Annotated in this window: 22 protein-coding genes; 5 read left to right on the top strand and 17 right to left on the bottom strand. The window is 69.6% G+C overall.

Going from position 1 to position 26,905, the window contains the following annotated elements; translation table 11 throughout:
• Positions 1–122: 122 nt before the first annotated feature.
• From KY572_RS44720 to KY572_RS44685, 8 genes are all read right to left on the bottom strand, one after another.
• Positions 123–887, bottom strand: coding sequence for a MerR family transcriptional regulator (locus KY572_RS44720; protein WP_224249913.1), 765 nt, complete (start codon positions 885–887; stop codon positions 123–125).
• Positions 888–1,148: 261 nt separating this feature from the next.
• Positions 1,149–2,342, bottom strand: coding sequence for an esterase/lipase family protein (locus KY572_RS44715; RefSeq protein WP_224249912.1), 1,194 nt, complete (start codon positions 2,340–2,342; stop codon positions 1,149–1,151).
• A gap of 135 nt (positions 2,343–2,477) precedes the next feature.
• Entirely contained in the window at positions 2,478–3,587 is a 1,110-nt protein-coding gene (locus KY572_RS44710; protein ID WP_224249911.1) for an esterase/lipase family protein, read from the bottom strand.
• A gap of 124 nt (positions 3,588–3,711) precedes the next feature.
• A complete protein-coding gene (locus tag KY572_RS44705; protein ID WP_224249910.1) occupies positions 3,712–3,921 on the bottom strand; it encodes a hypothetical protein in 210 nt (69 codons plus the stop codon).
• 59 nt (positions 3,922–3,980) lie between these two features.
• Positions 3,981–6,797: a M20/M25/M40 family metallo-hydrolase gene (locus KY572_RS44700; protein WP_224249909.1), complete on the bottom strand. Its 2,817-nt coding sequence runs from the start codon at positions 6,795–6,797 to the stop codon at positions 3,981–3,983.
• An 81-nt stretch (positions 6,798–6,878) separates the two neighbouring features.
• A complete protein-coding gene (locus KY572_RS44695; RefSeq protein WP_224249908.1) occupies positions 6,879–8,285 on the bottom strand; it encodes a carboxypeptidase-like regulatory domain-containing protein in 1,407 nt (468 codons plus the stop codon).
• A gap of 101 nt (positions 8,286–8,386) precedes the next feature.
• Positions 8,387–8,791: a CBS domain-containing protein gene (locus tag KY572_RS44690; protein WP_224249907.1), complete on the bottom strand. Its 405-nt coding sequence runs from the start codon at positions 8,789–8,791 to the stop codon at positions 8,387–8,389.
• 74 nt (positions 8,792–8,865) lie between these two features.
• On the bottom strand, positions 8,866–9,087 hold the full coding sequence (locus KY572_RS44685) for a DUF3185 family protein (RefSeq protein ID WP_224249906.1): 222 nt from the start codon (positions 9,085–9,087) through the stop codon (positions 8,866–8,868).
• A gap of 159 nt (positions 9,088–9,246) precedes the next feature.
• Here KY572_RS44685 and KY572_RS44680 point away from each other — a divergent pair, with 159 nt between their 5' ends.
• The 3 genes from KY572_RS44680 to KY572_RS44670 all read left to right on the top strand — a co-directional run bounded on the left by KY572_RS44680 (position 9,247) and on the right by KY572_RS44670 (position 10,962).
• A complete protein-coding gene (locus KY572_RS44680; RefSeq protein WP_224249905.1) occupies positions 9,247–9,684 on the top strand; it encodes a hemerythrin domain-containing protein in 438 nt (145 codons plus the stop codon).
• A 15-nt stretch (positions 9,685–9,699) separates the two neighbouring features.
• Positions 9,700–10,188, top strand: a complete 489-nt coding sequence (locus tag KY572_RS44675; protein ID WP_224249904.1) for an NUDIX hydrolase — start codon at positions 9,700–9,702, stop codon at positions 10,186–10,188.
• Positions 10,189–10,500: 312 nt separating this feature from the next.
• Positions 10,501–10,962, top strand: a complete 462-nt coding sequence (locus tag KY572_RS44670) for a hypothetical protein (protein WP_224249903.1) — start codon at positions 10,501–10,503, stop codon at positions 10,960–10,962.
• A gap of 75 nt (positions 10,963–11,037) precedes the next feature.
• On the opposite strand, the gene KY572_RS44665 is transcribed toward KY572_RS44670, so the two are convergent.
• Positions 11,038–11,490: a VOC family protein gene (locus KY572_RS44665; protein ID WP_224249902.1), complete on the bottom strand. Its 453-nt coding sequence runs from the start codon at positions 11,488–11,490 to the stop codon at positions 11,038–11,040.
• Between the two features lie 243 nt (positions 11,491–11,733).
• On the opposite strand from KY572_RS44665, the gene KY572_RS44660 reads away from it, so the two are divergent.
• Positions 11,734–13,446, top strand: a complete 1,713-nt coding sequence (locus KY572_RS44660; protein WP_224249901.1) for a sensor histidine kinase — start codon at positions 11,734–11,736, stop codon at positions 13,444–13,446.
• 1 nt (position 13,447) lies between these two features.
• Here the strand turns inward: KY572_RS44660 and KY572_RS44655 are convergent, their stop codons facing one another.
• The 3 genes from KY572_RS44655 to KY572_RS44645 form a co-directional block, all read right to left on the bottom strand.
• Positions 13,448–14,887 carry a serine hydrolase gene (locus tag KY572_RS44655; RefSeq protein ID WP_224249900.1) on the bottom strand — a complete coding sequence of 480 codons (1,440 nt, stop codon included), beginning with the start codon at positions 14,885–14,887 and terminating at the stop codon, positions 13,448–13,450.
• Positions 14,888–14,962: 75 nt separating this feature from the next.
• Positions 14,963–16,762, bottom strand: coding sequence for a serine hydrolase domain-containing protein (locus KY572_RS44650; RefSeq protein ID WP_224249899.1), 1,800 nt, complete (start codon positions 16,760–16,762; stop codon positions 14,963–14,965).
• Between the two features lie 58 nt (positions 16,763–16,820).
• Entirely contained in the window at positions 16,821–17,861 is a 1,041-nt protein-coding gene (locus KY572_RS44645) for an oxidoreductase (protein ID WP_224249918.1), read from the bottom strand.
• Between the two features lie 179 nt (positions 17,862–18,040).
• Here KY572_RS44645 and KY572_RS44640 point away from each other — a divergent pair, with 179 nt between their 5' ends.
• Positions 18,041–23,101 carry a tetratricopeptide repeat protein gene (locus tag KY572_RS44640; RefSeq protein WP_224249898.1) on the top strand — a complete coding sequence of 1,687 codons (5,061 nt, stop codon included), beginning with the start codon at positions 18,041–18,043 and terminating at the stop codon, positions 23,099–23,101.
• A 4-nt stretch (positions 23,102–23,105) separates the two neighbouring features.
• Here KY572_RS44640 and KY572_RS44635 read toward each other — a convergent pair whose 3' ends face one another.
• The 5 genes from KY572_RS44635 to KY572_RS44615 all read right to left on the bottom strand — a co-directional run bounded on the left by KY572_RS44635 (position 23,106) and on the right by KY572_RS44615 (position 26,865).
• Positions 23,106–23,837, bottom strand: coding sequence for a competence/damage-inducible protein A (locus KY572_RS44635; RefSeq protein ID WP_224249897.1), 732 nt, complete (start codon positions 23,835–23,837; stop codon positions 23,106–23,108).
• 47 nt (positions 23,838–23,884) lie between these two features.
• Complete coding sequence (gene tmk / locus KY572_RS44630; RefSeq protein ID WP_224249896.1) at positions 23,885–24,547, bottom strand: dTMP kinase; 663 nt, start codon at positions 24,545–24,547, stop codon at positions 23,885–23,887.
• On the bottom strand, positions 24,544–24,885 hold the full coding sequence (locus tag KY572_RS44625; protein WP_224249895.1) for a hypothetical protein: 342 nt from the start codon (positions 24,883–24,885) through the stop codon (positions 24,544–24,546). Before KY572_RS44625 ends, tmk begins: the two co-directional genes overlap by 4 nt.
• Positions 24,886–24,949: 64 nt before the next feature.
• Positions 24,950–26,287, bottom strand: coding sequence for a threonine synthase (gene thrC, locus KY572_RS44620; protein ID WP_224249894.1), 1,338 nt, complete (start codon positions 26,285–26,287; stop codon positions 24,950–24,952).
• Positions 26,284–26,865 (bottom strand): class I tRNA ligase family protein, encoded by a 582-nt coding sequence (locus KY572_RS44615; RefSeq protein WP_224249917.1) that lies wholly within the window; start codon positions 26,863–26,865, stop codon positions 26,284–26,286. The genes thrC and KY572_RS44615 overlap by 4 nt, the downstream gene beginning before the upstream one ends.
• Positions 26,866–26,905 lie beyond the last annotated feature (40 nt).

Here is a 26,905-nt window from a genome sequence, read left to right as displayed (position 1 = left end):
TGCCCGTGTTCGACGCTCAGGCGCTCCTCAAGGGCACCACCGGCAACGTCTGATCGACCGGTAGGCCTCACCCCACCCCGGCCCCTCCCTCGCCTGGCGCGAAGGAGGGGTCGCGGCGTTTCCTACGAGCGGGAGGCGCGCTCGGCGTTGGCCAGGAACACGTCCCGGGTGTACTGCGCGAGCCCCGGCCGATCCTTGTCGATGTTCGCCGTGAACCGCGGATCGTTCACGTAGAGCTCGCCCAGCCCTCGGTGGATCTCGTGGGAGCACGGGTAGAACCACTTCGTGATGTAGGCGCGGTGCCGCTCGGCCACCTCCATCACCGCCGGTTCCGTGGGGGCGCGCCCGGCGTCCAGGTGCGCGACCAGCGCGCGCATGATCTCCTCGCCCTCGGCCTTGATCTGCTGCCAGTCCTTCTTCGTGTAGCGCGAGGTCCTCCGGGCGGACTCCTTGTAGGCCTCGGTGTTGCCCCAGCGCTCGCGGGCCTCGTCCTCGTACTTCGCGGGATCGAAGTCCCCGAACACCTCGAACATCTCTTCCTTCGTCATGACCGTTCCTTTCTCGAGCGACTCGAGCGCCGCATCCACCGCTCCAATGAGCGCCTTCACGCGGGTGGCTCTCTCGGTGAGCAGCTGTCGCTGCATCAGCAGCGCAGCTCGGAGGTCGAAGGCCGGGTCCTTGAGGATGCGAGTGATCTCCTCCAGCGGAAAGCCGAGCTCCTTGAAGAAGAGCACCTGCTGCAGCCGCTGGAGATCCGTCTGCTCGTAGAGCCGATAACCGGCCTCGCTCCGGCCCGTGGGCCGCAGCAGGTCGATCTCGTCGTAGTGGTGCAACGTCCGCACACTGACGCCCGCCAGCCGGGCGACCTGGCTCACAGTCAAGGACATCGTCCTCACCTCCACGCGAAGAGATAGGGCCTCACGTTGCGTGAGGGTCAACCCCCCTCTTTCGGTTCCGCCGGACGGAACAGCGCGCAGGCGTGCACCGGCTGGGGCGGGTACTTCTGGGGCAGCAGCGGGCAGAGGAGGAAGGTGGAGCTCTTCGTCCGCACATACCGCGGCGGAGCGGCGCAGCGGTGGCAGAGGCTGCTCGGGAAGGGCAACGGCTCTTGGTCGGAGGGCGACATGCTCGGGGAATCCGCCGCCGTGTCACGGGCCCAGGCGGGGCGGGCCCGGGGGCTCCTGGCTCGGCAGCCTCACGTTGAAGATCCGGACGATGGGCCGGGGGCCCCGGTCGAAGCGGGCCATGGAGTGGATGATGGTGGCGTAGAACTCCATCTCGTCGAAGGTGTCCGGGCCCACGCCGATGACGTCCATGTGATCCTGGGGCAGGACACTCCTCGAGGAGGCGGCCTGCTCGTAGGTGGGCGCCTCCAGGTCGTGCACCGGACCGAGCTCCGTGTCCAGGTACAACCGATCGAAGCCGAGCAGCCGCGACTCATAGGACAGCCGATAGCCCATCTGCTGGGAGTTGATGCCCACCATCCCGTCATCGTCCGTTTCGTCGTTGCGGCCATCCCCGCTCCCGGAGATGCCGTCCGGGCCGCAGTCGTTGGTGCAGTAGCCGTCGCCGTCGATGTCGAAGAGGACGCTGCCCAGCAGGTAGAGCGCGGGGTTCACGTTCAGCCCATCCTGCGCGGTGACCACCGAGGCATAGCGCTCGGCGTGGCGTCCGTCCACCGGATAGGCGGCGTTGAACGCCTTCATGCCCGTCACCTTCCCGTCCTCCGGATCGTAGTCGCCGTAGACGAGCTGCAGCGCTCCGGCCGTGGCGTCATTGCCTGGCTCGGAGACCGTGTCGCCGAAGTACCTGGCCAGCGTCTCGGCGACGCTCGTGACGCCGGGCCCCTGGTTCAGGATGTACCGGGCCACCGGCGATCCCCGGTGCGGCGAGGACACGCTGACGAGCACCTTGATCACCGTGTTCCCAGCGCGCTCGTACAGCACGCGCGCGGCCTTGCGGGCATCGATGCCACCCTGCGAGTGCCCGATGATGTTCACGGCGTCCGTGCCCATGGTGGCCATCAGGCTCTCGATGTCGTTGGCCAGGTCCAGGCCGCGAACCTCGGAGGACTCGAAGGCCTGCACCCGCGCCACGAAGGCCCGCTGCCTGTCATCGAGGTGGCGGTTGCACGTCAGCTCCACGAAGCCGTTGCACGGGTCCCCGACGAAGGTGCCGTAGTCGTCACCCCAGTAGTCGAAGCCCAGGATGTTGTCGAAGCCCCCCATGCCGTGGGCGAACACCACCGGGTGGGCCGTCCTGGCCGCGCCCGCGTGAGCCTCGAGCCCGAAGCCGAGCGCCCCCCACACCAGCCATGCGAACGCGATGCGCGAGGCGCTCATCCACCTGCTCCCGAGGGTCCAGGGCCAGGAAGCGGACTCCTGGCTCCCACAGGCTCCACTCTAGGAAGAGGCGATCGAAACGGAAAGCCACCCTCCCGCCCCCGCGCACGGGAGCGAGAGGGGCAGGTGTGAGCCTCAGTCGTAGGAGGCGATGTAGTCGATGATGGCGGCGTAGAACTCCGGCTCGTCGAAGGTGTCCGGCCCCAGCCCCACCACGTCCATGTGGTCCTGGTTGATGACGGCCGCCGTGGAGGTCGCCTGCGTGGCGCTGGGAGCGTTCAGGTTGCTCACGTGGCCGCGATCCGCATCCGTCGACACCGAGTCGAAGCCGAGCAGGGACTCGGTGTACTTCAGCCGGTAGCCCATCTGCTGGGAGTTGATGCCCACCAGCCCGTCGTCATCCGACTCGTTGCGCACGCCGTCGCCCTTGCCCCAGGCCCCGTCGTTGTCGCAGTCCTCCGTGCAGGAGCCGTCGCCGTCGATGTCGAAGAAGAACTCGCTCAGCAGGTAGAGCGCGGGGTTCACGCTCACCCCGTTCTGCGCGGTGATCAGCGAGGCGTAGCGCGCGGCATAGCGCGAGTCCACCGGGTAGGCGGCGTTGAACGCCTTCATGCCCGTCACCTTGCCGTCGTTGGCGTCGTAATCGTTGTAGACGAGCTGCTTGGCGCCCGCGTAGGCGTCATTGCCCGACTGGTAGATGACGTTGCCGTAGTAGGTGGCCAGCGCGGCGATGACGCTCGTCACGCCGGGCTTCAGATCGAGGATGTACTTGGCCACCGGCGAGCCCCGGTGCGGCGAGGACACGCTGACGAGCACCTTGACCACCGTGCGTCCCCGGCGCTCGTAGAGCACGCGCGCGGCCTTGCGGATGTCGATGCCGCCCTGCGAGTGCCCGATGAGGTTGACGTTGGAGGCTCCGGCGGTGGCCATGAAGCCCTCGATGTCGTTGGCCAGATCCAGGCCGCGGACCTCGGAGGACTGGAACGCCTGCACCTGGGCGACATAGGCCTTCTGGTCGCTGGCGATGTCCTCGTTACAGCCGACCTCCAGCAGCGAGCACGCATCTCCCACGAAGGTGCCGTAGTCGTCGCCCCAGTACTCCATGCCCAGGAGGTTGTCGAAGCCACCCATTCCATGGGCAAACACCACCGGGTATGTGGTCCTGGCTGCTCCAGCCCGAGCCTCGAGGCTGAGCCCGAAGGTTCCGGCAACCAGCGCTGCAAGCGCCATCCGAAGTGCTCTCATGCGACTGCTCCTGGGTTTGCGTTGGGGGGATCGTCTCACTTGGAGACCCAACGATCATACCTGGAGTGAAGTCGGATTGATTGCGAAATCAAGCTGGGACTGTCTTGCAGTCCCTCTGGCCCTGCTACTCGCCGAAGATCTTGCGGAACAGGCGGACGATGGAGCGCGACAGCGGCGTGGCCACCGCCTTCTCGTTGTCCTTGAGCCCCAGCTCGACCTTGGGCTTGCGAGCCTCGGGGTCCACGGAGAACACGCTGAACTCGTCATCGCCGCCGAGCGCGGTGTAGACCTTCTCCGCGCGCGTGTTGGATGGGGGTTTCCGTGAATTCGCCATGGGCTTCCTCGCAGTAGTCTTTCATCCTACCCGATCAGGGGCGGGGGCTCCAGCCCGGCTCACCGGGGCCGCTTGCTCTCCTGGAAGGTCACCTCGAGCTGGACCTCCTTGCCCTCCCGAACCACCACGGCGGACACCGTCTCACCGGGCTTCGAGCTGTTGAGCACGAACATGAGGTCCTCGACGCTGCCGATCGGGTGCTTGCCGAGCCGCACGATGACATCCCCGCGCTGCATGCCGGCCTTCTCCGCGGCGCCCCCGGCGCGCACGCCCGCCAGCAACATCCCCTTCAGCCCGTTGGGCGGGCCCGCGTAGTCCGGCACGGTGCCGAGCGAGGCGTTGAAGCTGCGCATGTCGCCGCGCGGCGTGGGCGAGGGCACCTTGCGGTAGGTGAGCGTCGTCTTCCCGTCGAGCCCCATGGCGACGGCCGAGACGATGCTGGCCACCTGCGCGGTGCCGGCGGCGTTGATGGTCTCCGCCGTGTCCGAGGCCTTGTGGTAGTCCGAGTGCGCGCCGGTGAAGAAGTGCAGCACGGGCACGCCCGCGGCGTAGAACGGCGAGTGGTCGCTCGGGCCGTAGCCGTCGCCGCTGGTGGTGCACTGGACGCGGGCCTTCTCGCAGGCGGCGGCAACGATGGGCGCCCACTCGGTGGCCGACTCGGCGCCGAGCACCGCCAGGCCGCTCGACCTCAGCCGGCCGACCATGTCCAGGTTCAGCATGGCGGCGATCTCCTTCATGCCCCCATCCCCGCGCAGGCGCGTGAAGTGCGTCGACCCGAGCACTCCCGTCTCCTCGCCGGAGAAGGCCAGGAAGAGCACGTCACGCTGGAGCTGCGCGCGGTTCGCGGCCAGGGTGCGGGCGATCTCGAGCAGCCCGGCGACACCGGAGGCATTGTCATCCGCGCCGACGTGGGGCACGTGCTTGTCCGGCGTGAGCGAGTAGCGCCCGCCGTAGCCCAGGTGATCGTAGTGGGCGCCGATGACGAGGGTGCCCGGCAGCTTCCCCTGCCCCGCCTCGAGCAGGCCGGCGACGTTGAACGCGTCGCTCTTCTCGAAGTCGAGCTGCACCTCGACGCTCGCGTCGACGCGCTTGCCCGCGGTGAGCTGGCCCATCAGCGGCTCCAGGGCCGCGCGCTTCACCATGATCACCGGGATGCCGGCGTCCCCCACGCCCTCGGGAGCGAGCGTGGGCAGCGCCGCCTCGGGAGGCATCTGCCAGCCCTGCACCGGCGGGTTGGGCGCCTCGGGCCAGTCGACGAAGATGACCGCCTTCGCGCCGCGCTCGCGGGCCGTCCAGGCCTTGTGGCGCAGGTCTCCGTAGCGGCGCTGCTTGTCCGTCTCGGAGAAAGTCGGCGAGTCCGGCACGAAGCGCCGCACCACCACGATCTTCCCCTTCACGTTCAGCTTCGCGTAGTCGTCCACCTTGAGGGACGGCTCGACGATGCCGTAGCCGGCGAGCGCCAGCGGGCCCTGGGCCGCGGACTGCGCGGAGAACCCGAGCACCGTGTACGCATCCGCGGGCACCACCGTCCCGCCGAGCTTCACCTGGGTCTTCGGGCCGACCTTCACCGCCGTGGTCACCGGGAACGCCTGGCGGAACGAGCCGCCGTCCCCCGCGGGCTTCAGGCCGAGCCCCTGGAAGCGGGCCTCGATGTGCTTGCCCGCAGTCTCGAGGCCCGGGGTGCCGATGCCGCGGCCTTCCTGCTCGGGCGCGGCGAGGAACGTCACGTCCTTCTGGATCCGATCCGCGGCGGACTCGGAGGCGGGAGCGGCCGGCTTCGCGTCCTCCACCCAGCGCGCGACGAAGAGGTTGGTGTCGGTCTTCCCCTCGGCCGTGGCGCGGTTGCTCGAGAACGCGAGCCACTTGCCGTCGGGCGAGAACATGGGGAAGCCGTCGAAGCCCTTGGCGTAGGTGATGCGCTCCAGGTTGGAGCCGTCGATGTTCACCGCCCAGATGTCGAACTCACGGCCCTTGGGGTCGCCGTGGTTGGACGAGAAGAGAATGCGCTTGCCGTTGGGGTGGAAGAACGGGGCGAACGAGGCCGCGTTGAGCCAGGTGATCTGCCGGGCCTCCGTGCCGTCCGCGTTGGCCACGAACAGCTCCAGCTTCGTGGGCCGCACCAGCCCTTCCTTGAGCAGGCCTTGGTAGTCCTCGAGCTCCTTGCCGGGCTTGGGCCGCGAGGCGCGCCAGACGATCTTCGAGCAGTCGGCGTTGAAGAAGGCGCCACCGTCGTACCCGGGCGACTGCGTCAACCGGCGCACGTTCTTGCCATCCCTGTCCATGCGGTACAGCTCGATGTCGCCGTCCCGCACCGAGGTGAAGAGGATGGAGCCGTCCTTGCCACAGACGGTGCCCTCGGCGTCGTAGCCCGGCGCGTCCGTCAGCCGCGTCAGCCCGCTGCCATCGGCGTTCACCTTGAAGATGTCGTAGCTGTCATAGAGGGCCCACACGTAGCCCTTCGAGTGATCGGGCCGCGGCGGGCACGCCTCTCCGCCCAGGTGGGTGGAGGCGTAGATGATCTCCTGGTCCCCGGGCAGGAAGTGGGCGCACGTGGTGGCGCCCTTGCCGCTCGACACGGGGAGCACGGCCGGGGACGGGGTCGCAGGGTCCACCGTCGTGCGGTAGATGCGGTCGCACCCCATGCCCTCGTACCGGGCCTGGAAGGAGAGCTGCTTGCCGTCGAAGGACCAGTAGGCCTCGGCGGTCTCTCCGCCGGAGCTGAGCTGGCGCAGATCGGCCAGCCGGACCTCCTCGGGCAGCAGGGTCCCCTTCAGCCCGGCAGCGTCCCCCGCAGGGGCGGACTCCGACGCGGGGCCGGTGGTGGACGGGGTGGCACACGAAATCAGGGCAAGGAAGGGCAGCAGGCAGCGCTTCATGGGGCCGGACCATGTCAAAGCCGGCGCGCCGTCTCAACGCTCTTCGCAACCTTGTTGCCGGTGCCTCCTCGGGTGCCAGCCCTACTGCACGGAGAACAGACCGCGCAGCTCCTCGGTATTGGAGATGGGGTTGCCCGCGTTGCCCTTCGCGGTGGCGCGCCACTGATAGATGAGGCCCGGGGTCAGCGCCGGCCCTCCATAGGGCAGCTCGACATCGCCCGCGCTGTTACGCAGGTCGGGAGACACGGTGAGGTTCTCCCACACCTTCGTGCCCTGCGAGTCGAACACGCGCAGCTCGTAGGACTTGGCGCTGGAGTACGGCTTCCAGGAGAACTTCGGCGTCCCCGTCACCGCCTCGCTGGCCTCCCCCGCCCCCGGCCCCACCATCTGGATGGCACCCGTCACCTTGAAGGCAGGGCTCAGGCTGGGGGTGCCATTGGCCACGGTGAGCCGGGAGATCTGCGTGCCGGAGATGTTGGGGTCCGGATCACGCACGTTGCCGTCATTCTCGAAGGCCGCCAGCACCACGTACTTCCCGTCCGGAACGCCGGTGATGGAGAACGCCCCCGTGACGGTCGGCGCGATGCCCGGCTCCGGCGAGCGCAGCCCTGGCGGCACCTCGCCGCGGATGAGCGCCTCATTGAAGGTGCTCTCCACCACCATCACCACGCTGGTGCCCGCCCCGTTGGCGCCCGCCACCAGCTGCACGCTGCCGCTCAGCGTCGCGTTCGAGTCCCCCGCCCTGCGGATGGCCACGCCGGTGGTCTCCGCCCCGGACTGCACGGCGAAGTCCGCCGCCGTGTAGTTGGAGCCCTTCACGTACGCCTGGGCCCTGTACCCGCCGCCCGGCTCCACGTTGAACACCTTCCACTTGCCCGAGGTGTCCGCCACGGCCGAGTACGCCCGGCCGTTGCCCTCGACGACCACGAGCGCGGACCTGCCCGTCGCCAGCTCCACCGTGCCGGACACGGCGGGGCGGCCCTGCTCCGTCGTCGGCAGGCCGATCAGCCCCACGTCCGTCTGCGCCGAGGCGAACACCCACGGCTCCTCCTCGCCAGAGCTCGCGGCGGCCGCGGTGTCGATGGGCAGCGCCACGCGCAGGCCCGAGGGGAACGGCTGGTAGTTGCGCGCCCCGGCCCGCAGCGTCAGCCGCGCGGGCACCGGCGTCCCCTTGTCATCCGAGCGCTCCGTGGGGATGCGCAGCGAGTACCGACCATCCGTGCCGCTCACCGCGACGCCCGAGACCGGCGCGCCGTTCGCATCCAGCGCCGTCACCTCCGCGTTCGCCACCGCGGCGCCAGAGGCCAGGTCGAACACCTTGCCCTCCACCTGCATCGGCGCGAAGCACATCGCCTGCTCCTGGCCCCGCACCTTCTCGCAGACCAGGTTGTCCGAGCACGACTCCGGATCATCCAGCTTGCACTCCTTGTCGTCGCCACAGGCGACGATCAGGAAGGACACGAGCGCTGGCACGATTCGCTTCACCATTCGGGAGCTCCAGGGGTGGATGAGAGACGCCTGGAGGGACCCCAGCACTGTCGAATCAGCCACACCTACAGAAAGGCAGCTTCCCCTACTCTGCCTTTGGCTCAGCCGATCTCTGGCGGCTTCGACAGCACCTCTTCGACCATGAAGCGCACCACGTCGGACGGGGTGATCATCCCCACGAGCTGCCCGCCCCGCAGGACAGGCAGGTGGTGGATGCGATGCTGGCGCAGCAGGCTCATCACCTCCTCGGTGCGATCGAACTCGTTCACCGAGTGGATGGAGCGCGTCATCAGATCCGAGGCCCGCGTCGCGGGATCCCGGTCCGCGAGCAGCGCATCCAGCAGATCGCTCTCGCTGACGAAGCCCTCGACGCGGCCTCCCTCTCCCACCACCGGCACACCGCCAATCCGCGCGGCCGCGAGACAGCGAGCGATCTCGGCCAGCGAGGCCTCCGGACCGACCGAGACCACCGGCGCGGTCATCATGTTGCGAGCGTGACCTTTCATGGGTCCGGTCTACTGGCAGGGCGGAAAGGGCGTCAACCCAAGCCCGTCCCCTGTGCCCGCCAGCCGACGCGGGCCTACCGCCGCCGCCGCCCGCCGCCGCCCAACAGCATCAGCAGCACGCCGCCGGCCACCGCCGCGCCCCCACCCGCCAGGTAGAGCGTGGTGCGCTCGCTGTAGCGCCCGGTGAGCGCCTCGCTCGCCCGCTCCGCCAGCGAGTCCTTCGCCTTCAATCCCATCCACAGCACCACCGCCCCCGCCACCGCGAGCATCACTCCGACCAGCCGGCCAGCTCCCACGTTTCCTCCTTGGCTGCCCCGCAAGATACGCAGCCGCACCGCGAGCCCCCGCAGAATTTTCGCCGCGCGCCTCCGCCTCCACGCGCGCTCCCTCGTGGCCTGTCCCTTGCAATCCCTGCTCTTCGAACCGAGCCAGAGACTCGAGAACCGGAGAGGACCATGAAGGTGGAGGCGATCAAGAAGGAGCTGCTCGCGGAGCACAACACGCTGCGCACCCTGCTGGAGCTCGTCACCGATCTGGCCGAGAAGGTGGCCACGCACGATCTCTCGCAGGAGCCGGCCCTTCGCGAGGCGGCCCATAATCTGTCGGACGCGCTGGTGCACCACATGGTGACCGAGGAGAAGCACCTGGCCGACCTCAGCCGAGGCGGCAGTCCGCACTGGGCGCGCCACCTCGACGAGTTCAAGCACCACCATGGCCACCAGCGCGAGCTGCTCGCCCACTTCCTGGAGCGCGTGGACAACATCCACGCCTCGCGGCGGCTGAGCGAAGTGGTGCAGGCCATGGCCACGGCGGTGCTGCTCGACATCGAGCACGAGGAGATGGCCCTCTTCGCGCCGCAGACCGCGGGACTCACCAGCGTGCAGGGGGCCTGATATGCATCGGGGGCCATGCCCTACACCCCCATCATCGGCACCCTCGGCTACGTGATGTCCCCGGACGGGGCGCGGGTGCTGCTCATCCACCGCAACGCGCGTCCGGACGACGCGCACCTGGGCAAGTACAATGGCCTGGGCGGAAAGATGCAGCCGGACGAGGACGTCGTCGCCTGCATGCGCCGGGAGATCCGCGAGGAGGCCGGCATCGAGTGCGTGGACCTGAGGCTGCGCGGCACGATCAGCTGGCCCGGCTTCGGTCCCAAGGGCGAGGACTGGCTGGGCTTCGTCTTCCTCATCGACCGCTTCACCGGCACGCCGCTCGAGCGCAACGCCGAGGGCGAGCTGTCCTGGGTGCCAGTGAAGGACATCATGAGCCTGCCCCTGTGGGAAGGGGATCGGCACTTCCTGCCGCTGGTGTTCGACGCGGATCCGCGCGCCTTCCATGGCGTCATGCCCTACGCGGGCGGCCGCGCGCTGAGCTGGGCCTTCAGCCGGATCTGAGCTCTGAATGGGGCTGATCCCGCCGGATCGGCCCCTGATCCAGCCACTGTGGGTATGATCCACCCTACCTGATACGGTCGAGACGCTGGATCATCCCTGGCAGAGCTTAGTACCTTCCCGCCGTCTTCCAGGAGGCCTCGTCGGGTGTTCTTCAGTTCCGGGTGGTTGGATTCGTTGCTCGAGCGCGTGGGCCTCACCCAGTGGGTGGGCTTGATGCGAGCGCTCCTGCGGCGTGCTCGGGGCGACGAGCCGCTGGTTGGTCAAGCCGCAGTCCGCAGTGAGAGTCCCCTGTCCCCTCCCACAGAGCCCATCATGCCCACCAAGAAGCAAGCCCAGAGCAAGAAGACTGCCCGTCCCACGCGCGCCAAGGCGCCAAAGCGCGCCGCCAGGCCCGCGGCCAAGAAGGCCGCCACCAAGCGCGGCGCCGCGACGAAGCGCAACGGCGCCAGCAGGGCCGCCACCGCGGAGGCCGTGAAGCAGCTGGTGGACGCGCTGCAGAACCACCCGCAGCAGAAGGACATCGTCTCGGCCGGTCAGCAGAAGGATCAGCTGCTGCGCTCGCTCATCCCGCTCTACCTGGCGCGCTCGCTGGGCGTGGAGGTGACGTCCGGGACCACCTCGCGCTTCTGGAGCAAGCTGGGCGTGTCGTACGCGGCGCCCAACGCCGCCAAGGCGCTGCGCATCCACACCGGCTATGCCTCGGAGACGAAGAAGGGCAAGACGATCACCGCCAAGGGCATCCGCTACGTCGAGGACGCCATCGCCCGCGGCTGAGCCGGGCGCACGCTTCACCCGTGAAGGCCAACCCCGCCCTCTCCTTCAGAGGGCGGGCTGACGCGCGGCGCGCTGCTACCCCATCTGGGCCATCCGCCGCGTCATCTCCTCCGGAGAGATGTCTTCCTTGTGCGTGGCGATGGTCCACTTGTGACCAAATGGATCGCGCAGCGTGCCGGAGCGGTCCCCGTAGAACTGATCCTTCACCGGACGCTCCTCCTTGCCGCCCGCGGCGATGGCCTGCTTGAAGAGGGCGTCCACGTCCTCGACGTAGATGCAGAGCCCCACGGGTGAGCCTCCGAGCGACTCGGGGCCGCGAGCGTCCATCTCGGGGAACTCGTCAGAGAGCATGATGCGCGAGTCGCCGATCTGGATCTCCGCGTGGCCGAGGATCCCCCCCGGGGCCTCCATCCGGTAGATCTCCGTGGCGTTGAAGGCCTTCTTGTAGAACTCCAGCGCGCGAGCGCCCCCCTTCACAATCAAGTACGGCGTCACCGAGTGGTACCCATCGGGAATCGGCTTGACCATGTCTTCTCTCCTCTGCGGCGTGGACCAGTGCGTGTAGCTGCCTCTCGCGAAGCAGCAGCGGAGTAGCCGAACACCTGAACATCCGTCAAGTGCTTTGGCGACCTGCCGCGTCACATGCCGGGGACCTGACGTAGGTAACCCCACAGGTCGGGAAGAGTCCGACCTCCATCCCTGCAGCTCCCTGTCAGCTTGTCTGGGAATCGATTTTCCCTTGGAGATGGATAATCGGCAGCCGGAGGGGGCATGTCTGTCAACGGAAGGATTCTGCTGTTCGCGGTGGTAGCGATTGGCATCACCGCCATCCTGGCGGGCACCGCTCTCTACACCACGCGGATGGATCGGCAGATCCGCGAGCGAGTGATTGCCTCTCAGAATCAGCTCGAGAGCCTGTCCCGACTGAAGGCTGGCATCTGGCCCTTCCTCAACGCGCTGAGCCGCTTGCGAGAGCAAGGGCAGGACACGACCGCGCTCTTGCAGGAGCGCGCGACGCGGGTGCTCGCGGAGCAGACGCAGCTCAGCCTGAACCTGGAGCAGGAGGAGGAAGAGATCAACGGCATGGGAGAGTTCAAGCCCCGCGCCCGGGAAGACGAAGAGTTCAATCAGATCATCCAGGCGCTGCTGCGCTGGATGGAGCGCACCGAGGAGAAGGTGCGCCAGGACTCCGGGAGGAAGCCCCTCCCGCCCGAGGAGGAGTGGGGGTTCTACCAGGACTACGAGAAGGAGGTCGGCCAGCGAATGACCTCCATCGAGGCGGCGGAGCGAGAAGAGCTGGAGTGGATGCAGCGCCGATGGGACCTGAACATGGCCCGCCTGGTGCTCCTCACGAAGGTCGTGGCCCTGGGCTCCATCGTGCTCAACATCGCACTGGCACTCTTCATCCTCCTGCCTCTGCGGAGCTCGCTGCGAACCCTCCGAACCACGGCGGAGGGCGTCGGCCGGGGCGACTTCGAGGTGGCCTTGCCGGCCAGGGGTAATGACGAGCTGGGGCTGCTGGCGCAGGCCATGAATCGCATGGCCAGCGAGCTGCGTGGCACCCTTCAGGAGAAGCAGCGCCTGCTCGAAGCCGAGGCCGAGGCCTCCGAGCGGGAGGCCCGCCGCTACAGCGCCATGCTGGAGGAGACGGTGCGTGCGCGCACCGCCGAGCTGGAGACAGCCAACCACCAGCTCGAGGAGAGCCTGCAGCAGCTGCGCCTGACCCAATCCCAGCTCCTGTTCGCGGACCGGATGGCCGCCGTGGGCCGGCTCGCGGCGGGCGTGGGCCACGAAATCAACAACCCGCTCTCCTACATCCTCAGCAACCTCCGCTTCATCCAGCGAGAGCTCGGCCGGGAGGAGGCGGCCCGCCTGCCAGAGCGGGAGGAGATGCTGACGGCCGTGAACGACGCGCGCGATGGTGCCGAGCGTGTCCGCGACATCGTGCAGGAGCTGAAGACCCTGTCCCGACCGGACGAGCTGACGCTGGGCCCGGTCGATCTGAGAACCGTGGTCCAGGGCTCGCTCCGGATTGCCTCGCAGGAGCTGCGGGGTCGCGCGCGAGTGGTGGAGGACTTCCAGGAGGTGCCCACGATCCAGGGCAACGGTCCACGACTGGGACAGGTGGTGCTCAACCTGCTGATCAATGCCGCGCATGCCATCGAACCGGGACGGGCGGAAGAGAACGAGGTGCGGGTGCTGGTGCGCGCCAGCGGCAGCAAGAGCGTCATCGTGGTGGTGAGCGACACGGGGAGCGGCATTCCTCCGGAGAACCTGGAGCGCATCTTCGAGCCGTTCTTCACGACGAAGCCCGTGGGCATGGGCACCGGACTGGGGCTGTCGGTGTGCCGCACCATCATCCTCTCCCTGGGGGGCACCCTCGAGGTGGAGAGCGAGGTAGGCCGTGGCTCCACCTTCCGCATCACCCTGCCCACCGGTGGAGACCAGACGGCTCCGACAGCCCCCCAGGAGCCCGGAACCTGACTCAGGGCACGCGCTTGCCGATGGGGTAGCCGTCGAGGAGCAGGAGCATCCCGCCGTCCGACTCGCGCTGGAAGCTCACGTTCATGCCCTCGAGCAGGCCCAGGTCATCCCGCTCGACGAACTCGTTGTCACCGTAGGCCTCCAGCTCTCCACGCACGGCGGGCCTGGCCATCTGGACGGTCATCCACAGACGGCCCTCCCCCGCGGAGACGGTCACCGCGCCGACCAGCGACGTTTCGTAGGTGCCCACGTAGTCCTTCCACACGGAGGTGTCCGGCACGAAGGTGCTGGGCGCCCGGTCCCTCGACGGAGAGGCCGGCGCGGGCTCCTGTCCGAACAGCAGCGCGGCGACGCCCAGGGACACCTCCTCCGTGACCACCGTGTTGAGGTTGCTCATCACCCCCACGGCCATTCCCTCGGAGGGAAACAGCCGGAAGTGGGAGCTGCTGATGATGGTGTTGCCTCCATGGGACACCACCTGGCGGCCGAACTCCGAGGAGAGGACCCAGCCCATCCCGCTGGTGGGAACCACCACGGGCTGCCACATCCGCTCCAGGCCCTGCGCGGAGAGCACCCGGCCGCCGGGCGCGTCGCCCCGGGCGAGCAGGACCGAGAAGTAGCGGGACAGATCCTCGGCGGTGGTGAAGGTCGACGCGCCCGCGGGCACCTGCGCCCTCGACCAGGGCGGGGCCATCGCGCGCCGCTGGCTCCGCGTCCACGTGTAGCCCTGGGCCACGTCTTCATCCTGCGCGGGGGCCGCCCCCATGAGGGTGCGGCTCATGCCCATCGGCTCGAAGAGGGCGTCGGCCATGTATTGCTCGAAGGGCTTGTTCGCCACCGTCTGGACGATGAGCCCGGCCACCGCGAAGCCCTCGTTGGAGTACGCCTCGCTCTCGCCTGGCGCGAAGCGGAGCTTCACATCGGCGAGAGCGCGCACCGAGCGCTCGAGGGCCGTCTCATCATGGTCGCCATCCCAGACCATGCTGTTGGGCAGACCCGAGGTGTGTGACAGCAGGTGCTCGACGCGGATCTGATCCTGGAGTCCGTCCGCGGTGCGGAACCAGGGCAGGTAGCGCGTCACGGGAGCAGTCAGCTCCACGGCCCCCGCCTCCACCTGCTGCATGAGCGCCAGGGCCGTCATCGCCTTGGTCGTGGAGCCGATGGATATCCGCGTCCTCGGAGTCATCGCCTGGTTCTTCTCCACGCTGGCCAGGCCGTAGCTCTTGATGCACACAGGCTGGCCGCCCTGGTGGATGACGAGCGAGAGCCCAGCGATGTGTCCTTTCTCCATGCGCTCGGTGACGAACGGATCAATCCGCTCTCGCATCTCGGTGGACAGGGCGGCGCACGGATCCGCGGATGCAGGCGGGCCATCCGTTCCGTCGCATCCAAGAGCCAGCAGGGAACCGAGAAGCAAGACACCCAGGGAACGATTCATCATGGCAGGACCTCTCCTCTCCGCGCTGCGCGGATAGGGGTGAAAGCAAATGGAGTCAGGACTGGAAACCCTCTGCATCTACGGCTTCAGTTGCATGCGGACGCCCTTGGTGATCACGAACCGCGCGTCTCCCTCTCGCTCGAAGCGCACGACCTCACCCTTGCCGCGGCCCAGCCCGAGCACGATGGCGCGATCCTCGCCGTCTGGCCTCAGCAGCATGGAGAGGCTGGCCCCCAGCATCCCGCTGTAGATCTCCAGGACGAGGAAGCCCTCGGACAGGCTCAGCTCGGCACTCTCGAAGAACTCCCGGGGGGCGTCCCGCGGCAGGCTGTACTGGCCCAACCGGCTCTTCCAGGACTCCGGCACCTCGGAGGAGGTGACGCGCTCGCCCAGGAACTGGCGGCCGCTCCACATGGGTTCGGGGCCCTGGGGGAGCAGGACGACGTCATGGCCGTCGATGCGATCGAACACGAGCCACATGGGCGTGCCCAGGAGCTCGGTCTTGAAGAGGCCCTGCTGGTGAGGCACCAGGACGACCCGGAGACCCGCGAGGTGGCCGGCCAGCTCTCCGTTCTCCACGGCCACCTTCATCGGGCCCAGGTCCGTGGCGTACACGCCCTCCAGTGCCCGGAGCTCCTCCACCGGCCGGGAGACTGGCTGCACCTGGGGCTCCTGCGCCGGGGCAGCCACCTCCAGCCCCGTCTTCGCCTTCAGGGCCCGAGCGAGCACCTCCTGGGCAATGAAGGGCACGAGCTCGGCGGAGGTGTCGGTGTTCCCGAGCACCACCACACCCAGCTTGTGCTCGGGCAGCAGCGCCAGCATGGAGCGGAAGTACAGCGTCGCGCCACCGTGATGCACGAGCCGCGCGGACTGGCCGTTGGTCAGCGGCATGTCGGCCAGGAACCAGGTGATGCCGACGCGAGTGTCCAGGTCCAGCGGAACGCCGACGTTCTGCTGCCTCCACATCTCCCGCAGAGTCGCTGGCTGCAGGATCGTCGTCTCCCCCGCCCTGCCGTCCGCCAGCAGCATCTGGATGAAGCGGCTCACGTCCAGCACCGAGCCGCGCAGGCTGCCCGCGGGGCCTTCCCCATCCAGCCAGTGCGGCGGAGCATCGCTGGGAGCCAGAGCCCCATAGCCCACCGACATGGCTGGCATCATGTGGGGCTCCAGTCGGAACGAGGACTGGCTCATGCCCAGCGGGCCCAGCACGTGCTGCTTCATCGCGGCGGTGAACTCCATGCCCGAGGCCGTCTCCAGCGCCCGGCCAGCGATCACGATGCCGGTGTTGGAGTAGGCCCACAGCTTGCCCACCGGATAGGCCTGGTGCTCCTCCCGGAGCAGCTCCATCCGCTCCGGCAGCGACAACGCCCTCGGCGTGAATGCCCCGACGTACTGCTCGGGAATCCCCGCGTGGTGCGTCAGCAGATGGCGCAGGGTGATGGGGCCGCTGTCCTGGAAGCGCGACTGGAGGGTGAAGCCCGGGATGAACTCCTGGATGGGCCTGTCCAGCGCGAGCCGGCCTCGCTCCACCTGCTGCATCACCGCCGTGGCGGTGAAGACCTTGCTGACCGAGCCAATCTCATAGGCGGTCTCGGAGGTGGCGGGACGCTGCGCGCCCTGATCGGCCAGGCCGAAGCCCTGGGCCCACACCACCTCCTGGTCATCCACGAGCGCGATGCTCAGCCCGCGGATCTGGTCCCTCGCCATGCCAGACTCGATGAGCTGGCTGACCTCCGTCTTCAGCTCGGCGTAGGGATCCTTGGGTGGCTCGGAGGCGGGCTTGTCGCCATCGCAACCCGAGACCAGCAGGCCGACGCCGAGCAGCAATGTGCAGCAGTAGACCGTCCGCCTGCGTGAGAGGGTATGTCCGCGGTGCATGGGCAGCTCCTGTGTTCGAGCACACCCTGGAACACCGCCGCTCCGCGCGGCTGTCACCTCAAGCGAATGAAATGCTCCGCCCCTCGGAGGCGCTGCGCCGCGCCGCCTCCAGCACTCGGATCACCTGACCCGCGCTCTCGGCCGTCACCGGTACCGGCCCCTCTCCCGACATGGCGGCGACGAGCTGGCGGTAGAACTCCTCGTAGCGGCCCGGCACCGTCGGCACGCTCACGCCGCGGCTCAGCCGTCCGTGCCGCTCCGCCGGCTCGGCGCCCCACCCCGCCATGCCCGGTCTCAGGCCGGCCTTGAGCTGCTCCTCCTGCGGATCCAGCCCGTGCTTGAGATAGGCGTCCGCCTCGCCCTGCAGCACGAAGCGCGGCCACGGCTCATGCACCACCGAGCCCGAGCGCAGGATGACGCGCAGCTCGCCGTAGCGCAGCAGCAGGTGGAACCAGTCCACCGCCCGCGCCTCGGGCCGCTGCCGGCCGAGATCGGCGCTGATGGACTCGGGCATTCCGAAGAGCTGCAGCGCCTGATCCACCAGGTGGGCGCCCAGATCCCACAGCGTCCCTCCGCCCGGCACGTCCTCCTCCTTCCAGCGCTTCTTCACCTGCGGCCGGAAGCGATCGAAGTGGCTCTCGAAGCTGTAGAGGCGCCCCAGGCGGCCCTGCTCGATCAGCTGGCGCACCGTCAGGAAGTCCCCGTCCCAGCGCCGGTTGTGGAAGACGGCCAGACAGCGGCCTCGCTCCCGGGCCAGCGCCCCCAGCCTCACCGCCTCCGCCGAGTCCAGCGTGAAGGGCTTCTCCACGACGACGTGCTTGCCCCCCAGCAGCGCCCGCTCCGCCAGCGCCGCGTGGCTGTCGTTGGGCGAGGCGACGATGACCAGGTCGAGCGTCGGGTCCGCCAGCAGCGCATCCACGGACAGGACGCGCGCCCCCGGCCAGTCCCGGGCCACCGCCTCGGCGCTACGGGTGGCAATACCACTCAGGCAGAGGGCCGGTTCCATGGCCAGCAGTGGGGCATGGAAGCTGGCTCCAGACAGGCCGTAGCCAATCAGGCCAACGCGGAAAACGTCTCGTCGTGAGAGCGGAGCGGGCACTCGGGGACCGTAGCGCGCCGCGGCGCCCACCCCAAGCCCGGAGCCCCCCTGCCTCCTCAGGAAGCAACCCCCGTTTTTACCAAGGAAGTCGGGGACTTGAGAGGCCGGGCAGGCACGTGTTACGACCCGACGGCCAGAGCCGCACCCGCGACTTCCCCTCTGCCGGAGCCTGCTTCCCCATGAGCGAGCAGAACGATCTCAAGAGGACCACGTCCTCTCTCTCCATCCCCGCGCCGGGAGCCGTTCCCGCGAAGCCGGCGACGGAGGTCCTCGCCCAGAACATGAGCGCCCTGCCCGCAGCCAGCACTCCCGAGGATGAGGCCCGCGAGCGCATCGCCGCCCTCGAGCGTGAAGCTCGCGCCGTGAGCTCCACCGATCCCCAGGCCGCCGCCCTCCTCTTCCACGAGCTGGGCCTCGTCTGGGAGGAGACGCTCAAGAACCCGCGCAACGCGGCCGTCGCCTTCCAGAACGCCTACAAGCTGGCGCCGAAGTTCCTGGTGAACATCCGCGCCGCCCGCCGCCTCTTCGCGGACGTGGGCAACTGGCAGATGGTCATCCAGCTGCTGGACGCGGAGCTGGGGGGCACCGAGGACACCCGCCAGAAGGCCACGCTCCTCTTCGAGAAGGCCACCATCCTCGAGGAGCGCCTGTCTCGCGAGGCGGACGCCAAGGCCACCTGGAAGCTGTGCCTGGAGCTGAAGCCCACCGAGGTGGCGCTGCTCACCCAGCTCGAGGCGCACTACGCGGCCCGCAACGACTACGAGTCCCTCATCGAAGTCTATCGGCTGCTGGCCAGCACGCTGGAGAACCCCTCCCTGCGCGCCCACTACCTCACCTCCGCGGGCCTGGTGCTCGAGGAGCGCCTCAAGCAGCACGAGGCCGCCGCCGCCTTCTTCCGCCAGGCCTTCGCGCTGGACCGCTCGGACCTGCTGCTGCTGTCGGCCATGAAGCGCCTGGCCGAGCGCGAGAACCGCGCCGACGAGCTGCTGGCCGCCCTGGCCGCCGAGGCCCACGTGCTGGGCACCCAGGCCACGCCCGCGTACCTCCAGATCGCCAAGGTCTACGAGCGCATGGGCCGCAAGGATGACGCCCTGGCCGCGCTGCTGGCCGCGCGCCGCGTCACCCCCAACGAGCCGCTCGTCCTGTCCGAGCTGGCCGGCATCTACGAGACGCAGGGCCGCTACGAGGAGCTGTCGGACGTGCTCCTGGCGTGGGTGGGCTCCATCACCGACGAGAGCGAGCTGGTGGCCATCAACCTGCGCCTGGCCGCGCTCTACGAGGAGGACCTCAAGCGCGAGCAGGACGCCGTCTCCCGCTACCAGGCCATCCTCTCGCGCATCCCCGGCCACGGCCCCGCGCTGGCCGGCCTGGGCAAGCTCTACCACCGCCTGCAGAACTGGGAGGGGCTGGTCTCCGTGTTCGACGCGGAGATCGCCGCCGCCGAGGACGCCCGGCAGAAGGCCGCCCGCATGTACAAGGCGGCCGAGGTGCTCGAGGAGCGGCTGGCCCGGCAGGAGGACGCCATCTCCCGCTACAACGCCTGCCTCCAGCTCCAGCCGGGCTACCTGCCCGCCCAGAAGGCCCTCTCCCGCCTCTACGAGCGCCAGGGCCGCTTCGCCGAGCTGGTGGGCATGTACGAGCAGGATCTGCTGCAGACCGCCGACCGCGATCAGCTCATCTCCACGCTCAACAAGATGGCGGTCATCTACGAGGACCGCCTGGGCGATCTCGAGCACGCCATCGAGTGCATGAAGCGCATCCTCGATCTGGCCTCGGACCACCTGCCCACCATCCGCAACCTGTCGCGGCTGTACGAGCGCGCCGGGCGCTACCGCGAGCTCATCGAGTCCCAGGAGCTGGAGGCCTCGTTCGCGGGTGACACCAAGCAGGTGCTGTCGCTCTACCACCGCAACGCGGAGATCCTCGACGAGAACCTCAAGGATCGCCCGGGCGCCATCTCCGTGTACGAGCGCGTGCTGGCCCTGTCCCCCTCGTACCTGCCCGCGCTCAAGGCGCTGGGCCGCCTGTACTCGCAGGAGGGCCGCTGGGCCGAGCTCATCAAGATGTACCGGGCGGAGGCGGAGATCTCTCCGTCCACCGAGCAGGCCGCCACGCTGCAGTTCAAGATCGGCGAGCTGTACGAGCACCGCCTCAAGGGCCAGAACGAGGCCATCGCCGCCTACGAGGAGGCGCTGACGCTGGCGCCCAGCTACTTCCCCGCCCTGCGCGCGCTGGCCCGCATCTACCGGGCCAACGGCCACTGGGAGAAGCTCATCGAGGTGCTGCGCGCCGAGGCCGCCAACCGCATCGATCCGGTGGAGCGCGCCAACGCCCTCTACCAGTCCGCCGCCATCTGGGAGGACCAGCTGCAGCGCTCCGAGCTGGCCATCGAGGGCTACCAGGAGGTGCTCAAGGTGACGCCGGGCCACGCCGCCTCGCTGCGCGCCCTGGAGCGGCTCTACACCACCCAGGACAAGACCAAGGAGCTGGTGGCCATCCTGGATCGCGAGACGCAGGTGGGCCAGACGCCGGGCGCCAAGGTGGCCGCCTACCTCAAGCTGGCGCGCCTGTACCTGGATCGCTTCCAGGAGCCGGCCCGCGCCGCCCAGTGCTGCGAGGCCGTGCTCCAGCTGGATGCCGGCCAGTTCACCGCGCTGAAGATGCTCGAGCGCATCCGCGCCGGCGACAAGCCGCGCCGCGCCGAGCTGCGCTTCCGCCTCTCCGAGCGCGTGCCGGAGACGCGCCTGCGCACCGCGCTGCGCCTGTCCGCCGCCGCCGATCAGGACAAGGGCTCCGCCGAGGCCGCGCTGGATGAGTACCGGCTCGCCTTCCAGGAGGACCCCTCGGACGTGCGCGTGGCCTTCGCGCTGGAGCGCGCGCTGCGCCAGGCCGGGGACTTCGCCGGCCTGTCGTGGCTCTACACCCGCCGCCTGGAGGTGGTGACCGAGCCCATCGAGCGCGTGGAGCTGCTGCTGCGCAGCGCCGATCTGGCCGAGCACAAGCTGGGAGACCTGGAGCGCGCAGGCCAGCTGTACCGGGCCGCCCTGGAGGGCCAGCCACAGTGCCTGCCCGCCCTCATGGGCTCGCGGCGCGTGCAGCTCAAGCAGGGCAACGCCGCGGGCGCCCGCGCCACGCTGGAGGCCGAGGCCCGCGCCAGCCGCGATCCGCGCAGCGCCGTGGAGGCCTTCATCGCCGCCGCGAAGCTCGCCTCCGCGCGCCTGAACGATCTGGACGGCGCCGCCGCCCTCTACCGGCTGGCGCTGGAGAAGGAGCCCCTCAACCCGGTGGCCACCTCGGGCCTGGAGGATCTGCTGGCCCAGCGCGGCGGCACCTCGGATCTCGCCGCGCTGCACGAGCGGCGAGGCGAGGCCAAGCTGGCCCAGCGGGATCTCAACGCGGCCGCCGCCTCCTTCATCAGCGGCGCGAAGCTGTGCCTCACCGCGCTGAACGATCGCGCCAAGGCCATGTCGCTGGTGGAGCGCGCGCTGGCCGCCATCCCCCACTTCCCGGATGCCCTGGAGCTGAAGGGCCGGCTGCTGCTGGAGGGCCAGCAGTACGCCGAGGCCGCCGCGGTGCTCGCCCAGCGCGTGCAGCAGGGCGGCGATCCGCGCCTGCTCGCGCAGCACCACCTCACCCTGGGTGGCCTGTACCAGACGCACCTCAACGAGCCGAGCCGCGCCTCCGCGCACCTGCAGACGGCGCTCGCCGCGATGCCGAGGAACGAGGAGGCCCTGGATCGGCTCGCCACCCTGCACGCGCAGGGCCGCAACTGGTCCGGCGCGGTGGACTGCCTCAAGCGCCTGCTGGAGCTGGACCTCACGACGGCGGACCGGGCGCGCCACACCGTGGAGCTGGCACGCATCCATGACGAGGGCCTGGGCGACACGGCGGGCGCCTCCGCGCTGTACCGCAAGGCGCTGGAGCTGATCCCCGGGGACTCGGAGCTGGTGGACCGGCTCGTCACCCTGTACGAGCGCGCCCACAACCTGCCGGAGCTGGCGCAGATGCTGGAGGCGCAGGTGGGCACCCTGGCCTCGGTGGACCCGAAGCGGGCCCAGTCCGTGCGCATGCGGCTGGCGGAGCTGTATGCCCGTCAGCTGGATCAGCCGGTGCGCGCCACCGCCGTCTTCCGTCAGGTGCTGGAGCACGAGCCGACGAACATCCCGGCCCGCGCGGCGCTCGCGGAGCTGTACACGCGCGACTCCGCGTCCACGGCGATGGCCATCGAGGAGCACCGCCAGCTGCTCAAGCTGGATCCCACCCGGGTGGACAGCCTCCACGCCCTCTTCAAGCTGTGGGAGGGCCTCAAGCAGCACGACAAGGCCTTCGCCGCGGCATCGGTGCTGCAGTTCCTGCGCTCGGCCAACGAGGTGGAGGTCGTCTTCTACAACGAGGCCAAGGCGCGGCTGGCCACGGACGCCCAGGACAAGCTGGCGGCGGCGGACCTGGACGGCATGCTGCTGCACCCGGCCACGCGCGGGCCGCTGCTCGAGGTGCTGCGCGCCATCGGCGATCAGCTGGGCAAGCTGCACCCGCCCCAGTTCGAGATGCTCGGGGTGGACAAGAAGGCGGACAAGCTCAAGCCGGACTCGGCGGTGTTCAAGGCCATCCGCTCCGTCGCCCAGGTGTTCGGCGTGGAGGAGTTCGAGGTCTACATGTCCCGCCGCGGGCTGATGACGCTGGAGACGACCGAGCCGCTGTCGGTGTGCGTGGGCCAGGACGTGGTGCGCAAGTTCAACGCCCGCGAGCAGAAGTTCCTCATCGGCCGCGCGGTGCTGGGGCTGCTCAACAAGACGGCCGTGCTCTCGAAGCTCTCCCAGGGCGAGACGGCGGACCTGTTCGGCAACTCCGTCCGCATCCACGCGTCGCAGTTCGCCGGGCTGGGCCGGAAGAACGAGGACATGGTGAAGCAGCTGCGCAAGCTGTACTCGCGCAAGGCGCTCAAGGCGCTGGAGGTGCCCGCCATGGCGCTCACGACCGATCCGAAGACGGATCTGAAGAAGCTGAGCGACGGGCTCTCGCTGTCCGCGGACCGGGCCGGCATGCTCATGTGCGGCGACATCGCCGTGGGCCTGGGGCTGGTGCTGCGCGAGGATCCATCCATGTCCAACTCGAAGGTGGACACGGCGGATCCGGTGATGCAGGCGCTCAAGGCGCGCGACGACCTGAGGGATCTGCTGTCCTTCTCGCTGTCGGATGACTTCTTCCGGCTGCGGCAGCGCCTGGGCCTGGCGCTGTAGTCGGCTACTCCTGGCGCACGATGGCATCCGCGGGCAGCCCGCCGCGGATGCGCGCCAGGGCGTCCTCCACGGGCGCCAATTCGGCGGACTCGACCGTCACCTTGACGCGGTAGTCCAGCTCCGCGTCGAACACCGGGTAGGAGCCGATGGCCACGTGCGGCATGTCCAGGGCCACCCGGTCCAGCACCGCGGCGATGGTGCTCTCGCCCAGCCGCAGGTACAGGCAGCGCAGGTGCACCGGCGCTCCACGCAGGCGCTTGAGCACCGTCTCCAGCTGGAGCCTGAAGAGCTGCGGCACTCCGGGCAGCAGGAAGGTGTTGTCCACCGTCAGCACCGGGAACCAGCTCCCCTCCTGCTGGAGCAGCACCGCGCCCTCCGGTGCGTCCGCCAGGCGCAGCGCCTCCTCCGAGAGGTGATCGGAGCGCTGGCGGATGAGCGCCACCATCTCGGGCAGGCGCACCACCTGGCGGCCCATGGCGAGCGCCACCGCGCGCACGGTGACGTCATCGTGGGTGGGGCCGATGCCGCCGCTGGTGAAGACGTAGGCGGCCTTGGAGCGCGCCCGCGCTACCGCGTCGACGATGGCATCCACGTCATCCGTGACGATCTCCACCGAGCGCAGCGGGATGCCGATCTCGCGCAGGCGGCGGATGAGGTAGGGGCCGTTGGCATCCACCACCTTCGCCGTGAGGACTTCGTTGCCGATGATGACCGCCGCTGCTCCGGTGCGCTCCATACGGGCCTGGACTCTAGCCTACACTTCCAGGGAAGGCGCACAGCCGCTCAGCGCGCCCGCTTGCGCCCCAGGATCGCGTGGATCTCCTTGAGCGCCGCGTCCGTCACGGCCTCGACGGACTGCTCGCCGTCGATGCGGACGATCCGCTCCTGCGCCTCGCGCCGGCGGATGGCCTCCTCGTACTGCCGGGCAATCCGCCGCTGGAGCGCATCCTCCTCGAAGAGCTCCTTCGCCCCACCCCGCGCCGCGCGCCGCTGCGCCGCCACCGAGGGCGACACGTGGACGAACAGCGTGAGGTCCGGCGGCACCGCGTACCCGTTCGCCGCCTCCACCCAGGCCATGGAGAGGCTGGCGCCCTGGTAGGCCAGCGAGGACAGCACGTACCGGTCGCTGAGGACGATCTGCCCCGCCTCCAGCGCCGGGAGCACCCGGGCCTTCAGGTGGTCCGTCCGGTCCGCGGCATACAGCAGCGCCAGCGTCTCCTGCGCCAGCGGGCCCGCGCCCCCGGGCAGCACCAGCCGCCCCGTGAGTGCCTGGCGGATCAGCGTCCCGATGGGCCCATCCGAGGGCTCGCGCGTGGTGAGCACGGCGTGGCCCTCGGCCCGCAGGGCGGCGGCGAGCCGCTCGGCCTGCGTGGTGGTCCCCGCCCCGTCCAGGCCTTCGAGGACGATGAAGCGACCGCGCCCCGGCTTTCGACGGAGCGTGCTCACCGGGGCAGCAGCGCCGAGGGGTTGTCCAGGTGCAGCCGGCGCCGCAGCTCCAGCATGTCGCCGTAGCGCTTCAGCTCCTCGGCGAGCGCGCGGCGGCCCTTGAGGTAGTGCGCCAGGCAGTAGCCCAGCAGCAGCACCACCAGCGCGACGGCGCCAAAGGCCACGTACGGCACCTTCGCGGAGTCCCAGAACAGCTTGGCCGCCGCGCCCGAGAAGATCAGGGCGGCCAGGAACGAGACGCTGCTGTGGGCGAAGTGCAGGATGCTCTGGCGCGTGGCCACGCTCTCCTGAAGGCGCTCGAGCTGCGAGCGCAGGTCCTCTTGGGTTTCGGCGTTCACGGGGCCGGGGACATAGCGCAGCGCCGGCCCGCCGTCGAGCCGGCAGCGCTTCTCTGCCCTCTTCTCACCCCAGGCTGGCCAGGGCCTCTCGGACGGCCCCCAGCTCCGCCGGCAGCTCCAGGGGCGGATTGGCCCGACGGCTCTCCACGTCCGCCAGGGCGCTCCGGTGGTACCCCACCTTGAAGTCCGCGAACTTGAGCCCGTGCGCGGTGGACACCACCGCCACCCGCGAGCCCGGCGCGATCACCTTCCGGGCCGTCAGCTTCTCCACGGCCGCCAGCGCCACGCCGGTGTGCGGGCAGGTGAAGGTGCCCTCCCGGTCGGCCCGGGCCGCGGCGTTGGCCAGCTCGGACTCGGTGGCCTCCTCCACCACGCCGTCGAACGCCTGGAGCGTGCGCACCGCGCGCCGGAAGGACACCGGATTGCCGATCTGGATCGCCGAGGCCAGCGTGCGCTCGGCCTTCATGGGCAGCAGCTCCTTGAAGCCCCCACGGAAGGCGCGGAACAGCGGGTTGGCGCGCTGGGCCTGCGCCACCGCGATGCGCGGCAGCCGGGAGATGAGCCCCATGGCGTGCATCATCTGGAAGCCCTTGCCCAGGGCGCTGGCGTTGCCCAGGTTGCCGCCGGGGATGACCACCCAGTCGGGCGGCTCCCAGCCCAGGTCCTGGCACAGCTCGATGGCCACCACCTTCTGGCCCTCGATGCGCAGCGAGTTCATCGAGTTGGCCAGGTACAGCCCGCGGTCCTCCGTCACCTGCTGCACCAGCCGCATGCAGCCGTCGAAGTCCGTGTCCAGCGACAGCACGCGCGCCCCGTTGGCGATGGGCTGGACGAGCTGCGCCAGCGACACCTTGTCCTTGGGCAGGAACACCACGGAGGGAATCCCCGCCGCGGCCGCGTAGGCCGACAGCGCCGCGGAGGTGTCGCCGGTGGAGGCGCACGCCACGGCGCGGATGGGCACGCCCCGCGCGCGCAGGTGCTTCACCGCGGACACGAGCACCGTCATGCCCCAGTCCTTGAAGCTCCCCGTCGGCGAGACGCCACACTCCTTGAGCTCCAGGCTGGCCAGCCCCAGCTCTGCCGCCATGCGCGGCAGCGGCATGAGGGGCACCCGGCCCTCGCCCAGCGAGACGATGTCCCCGGCGGGCAGCTCCGGGCACACCCACTCGTGCTTGCCCCAGACGCCCGAGGCGTGGGGCAGGCGCGAGGAGCCGAAGCGGGACTCGAAGCGGCGCTTCCACTCGGCGGCGGGCACCGAGCGCAGCGCCTCCATGTCGTGCGACACCTCCAGCAGCGCGTCGCACTTCGGACAGCGGTAGATGACCTCCCACAGCGACGAGCGGAAACCGCACCCCTCGCTGCAGGCGAACTCCGCGCGGAAACCAGAGGCGGGCGCGCTCATGCCTGGACCGCCACGACGCGAGTGCCGCAGACCGTGCAGATCTTGTTCGGCCGGGTGGGCGTACGGCACTTCTGGCACGGCAGCCACGTCACATCCTCCGCGTTCGCGGCCCCCTTGGCTCCCGCCGGGGCCGCCCCCGCCGCCGGCTTCACCCGAGGCAGGCGCATGCCGCAGCGATCGCACACCATGCCCTCGGCCTGGACGTTGCGGCAGTAGCGGCACACCGCCGCGCCCGAGGGCGCCGCGGTGCGCACGCCGTCATCGGCCGCGCGGCCGGTGTCCAGCTCTGGCACGGCCTCGACGGCAACCTTGTCGATGGGCGCGGTCCGCGTGGTCTCCATGTCCGGCACGACCTGGGGCGGCAGGTCCGGGCCAGCCTCCTGTCGGGTGTGGGCCAGCTCGGGCAATGTCGGAGCGTCCACCGCCACGCGACCGCCAGCGTGGTGGGTCTGCTCCAGCTCAGGCAGGGTCGGCACGGCGACAGCGGCAGCAACCTTCGGCACCTGGAGCTTCTTGCCGCAGTTGTCGCACTCGTCCCCTTGTGCCTGCTGGTGTTCACACACCGGGCAGATGATCATGGGGTGCACGTTATCGGTCCGGGGGGCCCCGGGCAACGCA

This window comes from Hyalangium gracile, assembly GCF_020103725.1.
GTDB classification, from domain to species: Bacteria; Myxococcota; Myxococcia; order Myxococcales; family Myxococcaceae; genus Hyalangium; species Hyalangium gracile.
This window is presented reverse-complemented; position numbering and strand designations above follow the sequence as displayed.

Coding starts and splice junctions, on each gene's coding strand:
- KY572_RS44655 (WP_224249900.1), bottom strand. CDS start 14,887: ATGATGAATCGTTCCCTGGGTGTCTTGCTTCTCGGTTCCCTGCTGGCT.
- KY572_RS44680 (WP_224249905.1), top strand. CDS start 9,247: ATGAAGGTGGAGGCGATCAAGAAGGAGCTGCTCGCGGAGCACAACACG.
- KY572_RS44695 (WP_224249908.1), bottom strand. CDS start 8,285: ATGGTGAAGCGAATCGTGCCAGCGCTCGTGTCCTTCCTGATCGTCGCC.
- KY572_RS44640 (WP_224249898.1), top strand. CDS start 18,041: ATGAGCGAGCAGAACGATCTCAAGAGGACCACGTCCTCTCTCTCCATC.
- KY572_RS44635 (WP_224249897.1), bottom strand. CDS start 23,837: ATGGAGCGCACCGGAGCAGCGGCGGTCATCATCGGCAACGAAGTCCTC.
- KY572_RS44660 (WP_224249901.1), top strand. CDS start 11,734: ATGTCTGTCAACGGAAGGATTCTGCTGTTCGCGGTGGTAGCGATTGGC.
- KY572_RS44690 (WP_224249907.1), bottom strand. CDS start 8,791: ATGAAAGGTCACGCTCGCAACATGATGACCGCGCCGGTGGTCTCGGTC.
- KY572_RS44700 (WP_224249909.1), bottom strand. CDS start 6,797: ATGAAGCGCTGCCTGCTGCCCTTCCTTGCCCTGATTTCGTGTGCCACC.
- thrC (WP_224249894.1), bottom strand. CDS start 26,287: ATGAGCGCGCCCGCCTCTGGTTTCCGCGCGGAGTTCGCCTGCAGCGAG.
- KY572_RS44665 (WP_224249902.1), bottom strand. CDS start 11,490: ATGGTCAAGCCGATTCCCGATGGGTACCACTCGGTGACGCCGTACTTG.
- KY572_RS44650 (WP_224249899.1), bottom strand. CDS start 16,762: ATGCACCGCGGACATACCCTCTCACGCAGGCGGACGGTCTACTGCTGC.
- KY572_RS44615 (WP_224249917.1), bottom strand. CDS start 26,865: ATGATCATCTGCCCGGTGTGTGAACACCAGCAGGCACAAGGGGACGAG.
- KY572_RS44720 (WP_224249913.1), bottom strand. CDS start 887: ATGTCCTTGACTGTGAGCCAGGTCGCCCGGCTGGCGGGCGTCAGTGTG.
- KY572_RS44715 (WP_224249912.1), bottom strand. CDS start 2,342: ATGAGCGCCTCGCGCATCGCGTTCGCATGGCTGGTGTGGGGGGCGCTC.
- KY572_RS44705 (WP_224249910.1), bottom strand. CDS start 3,921: ATGGCGAATTCACGGAAACCCCCATCCAACACGCGCGCGGAGAAGGTC.
- KY572_RS44710 (WP_224249911.1), bottom strand. CDS start 3,587: ATGAGAGCACTTCGGATGGCGCTTGCAGCGCTGGTTGCCGGAACCTTC.
- KY572_RS44670 (WP_224249903.1), top strand. CDS start 10,501: ATGCCCACCAAGAAGCAAGCCCAGAGCAAGAAGACTGCCCGTCCCACG.
- KY572_RS44675 (WP_224249904.1), top strand. CDS start 9,700: ATGCCCTACACCCCCATCATCGGCACCCTCGGCTACGTGATGTCCCCG.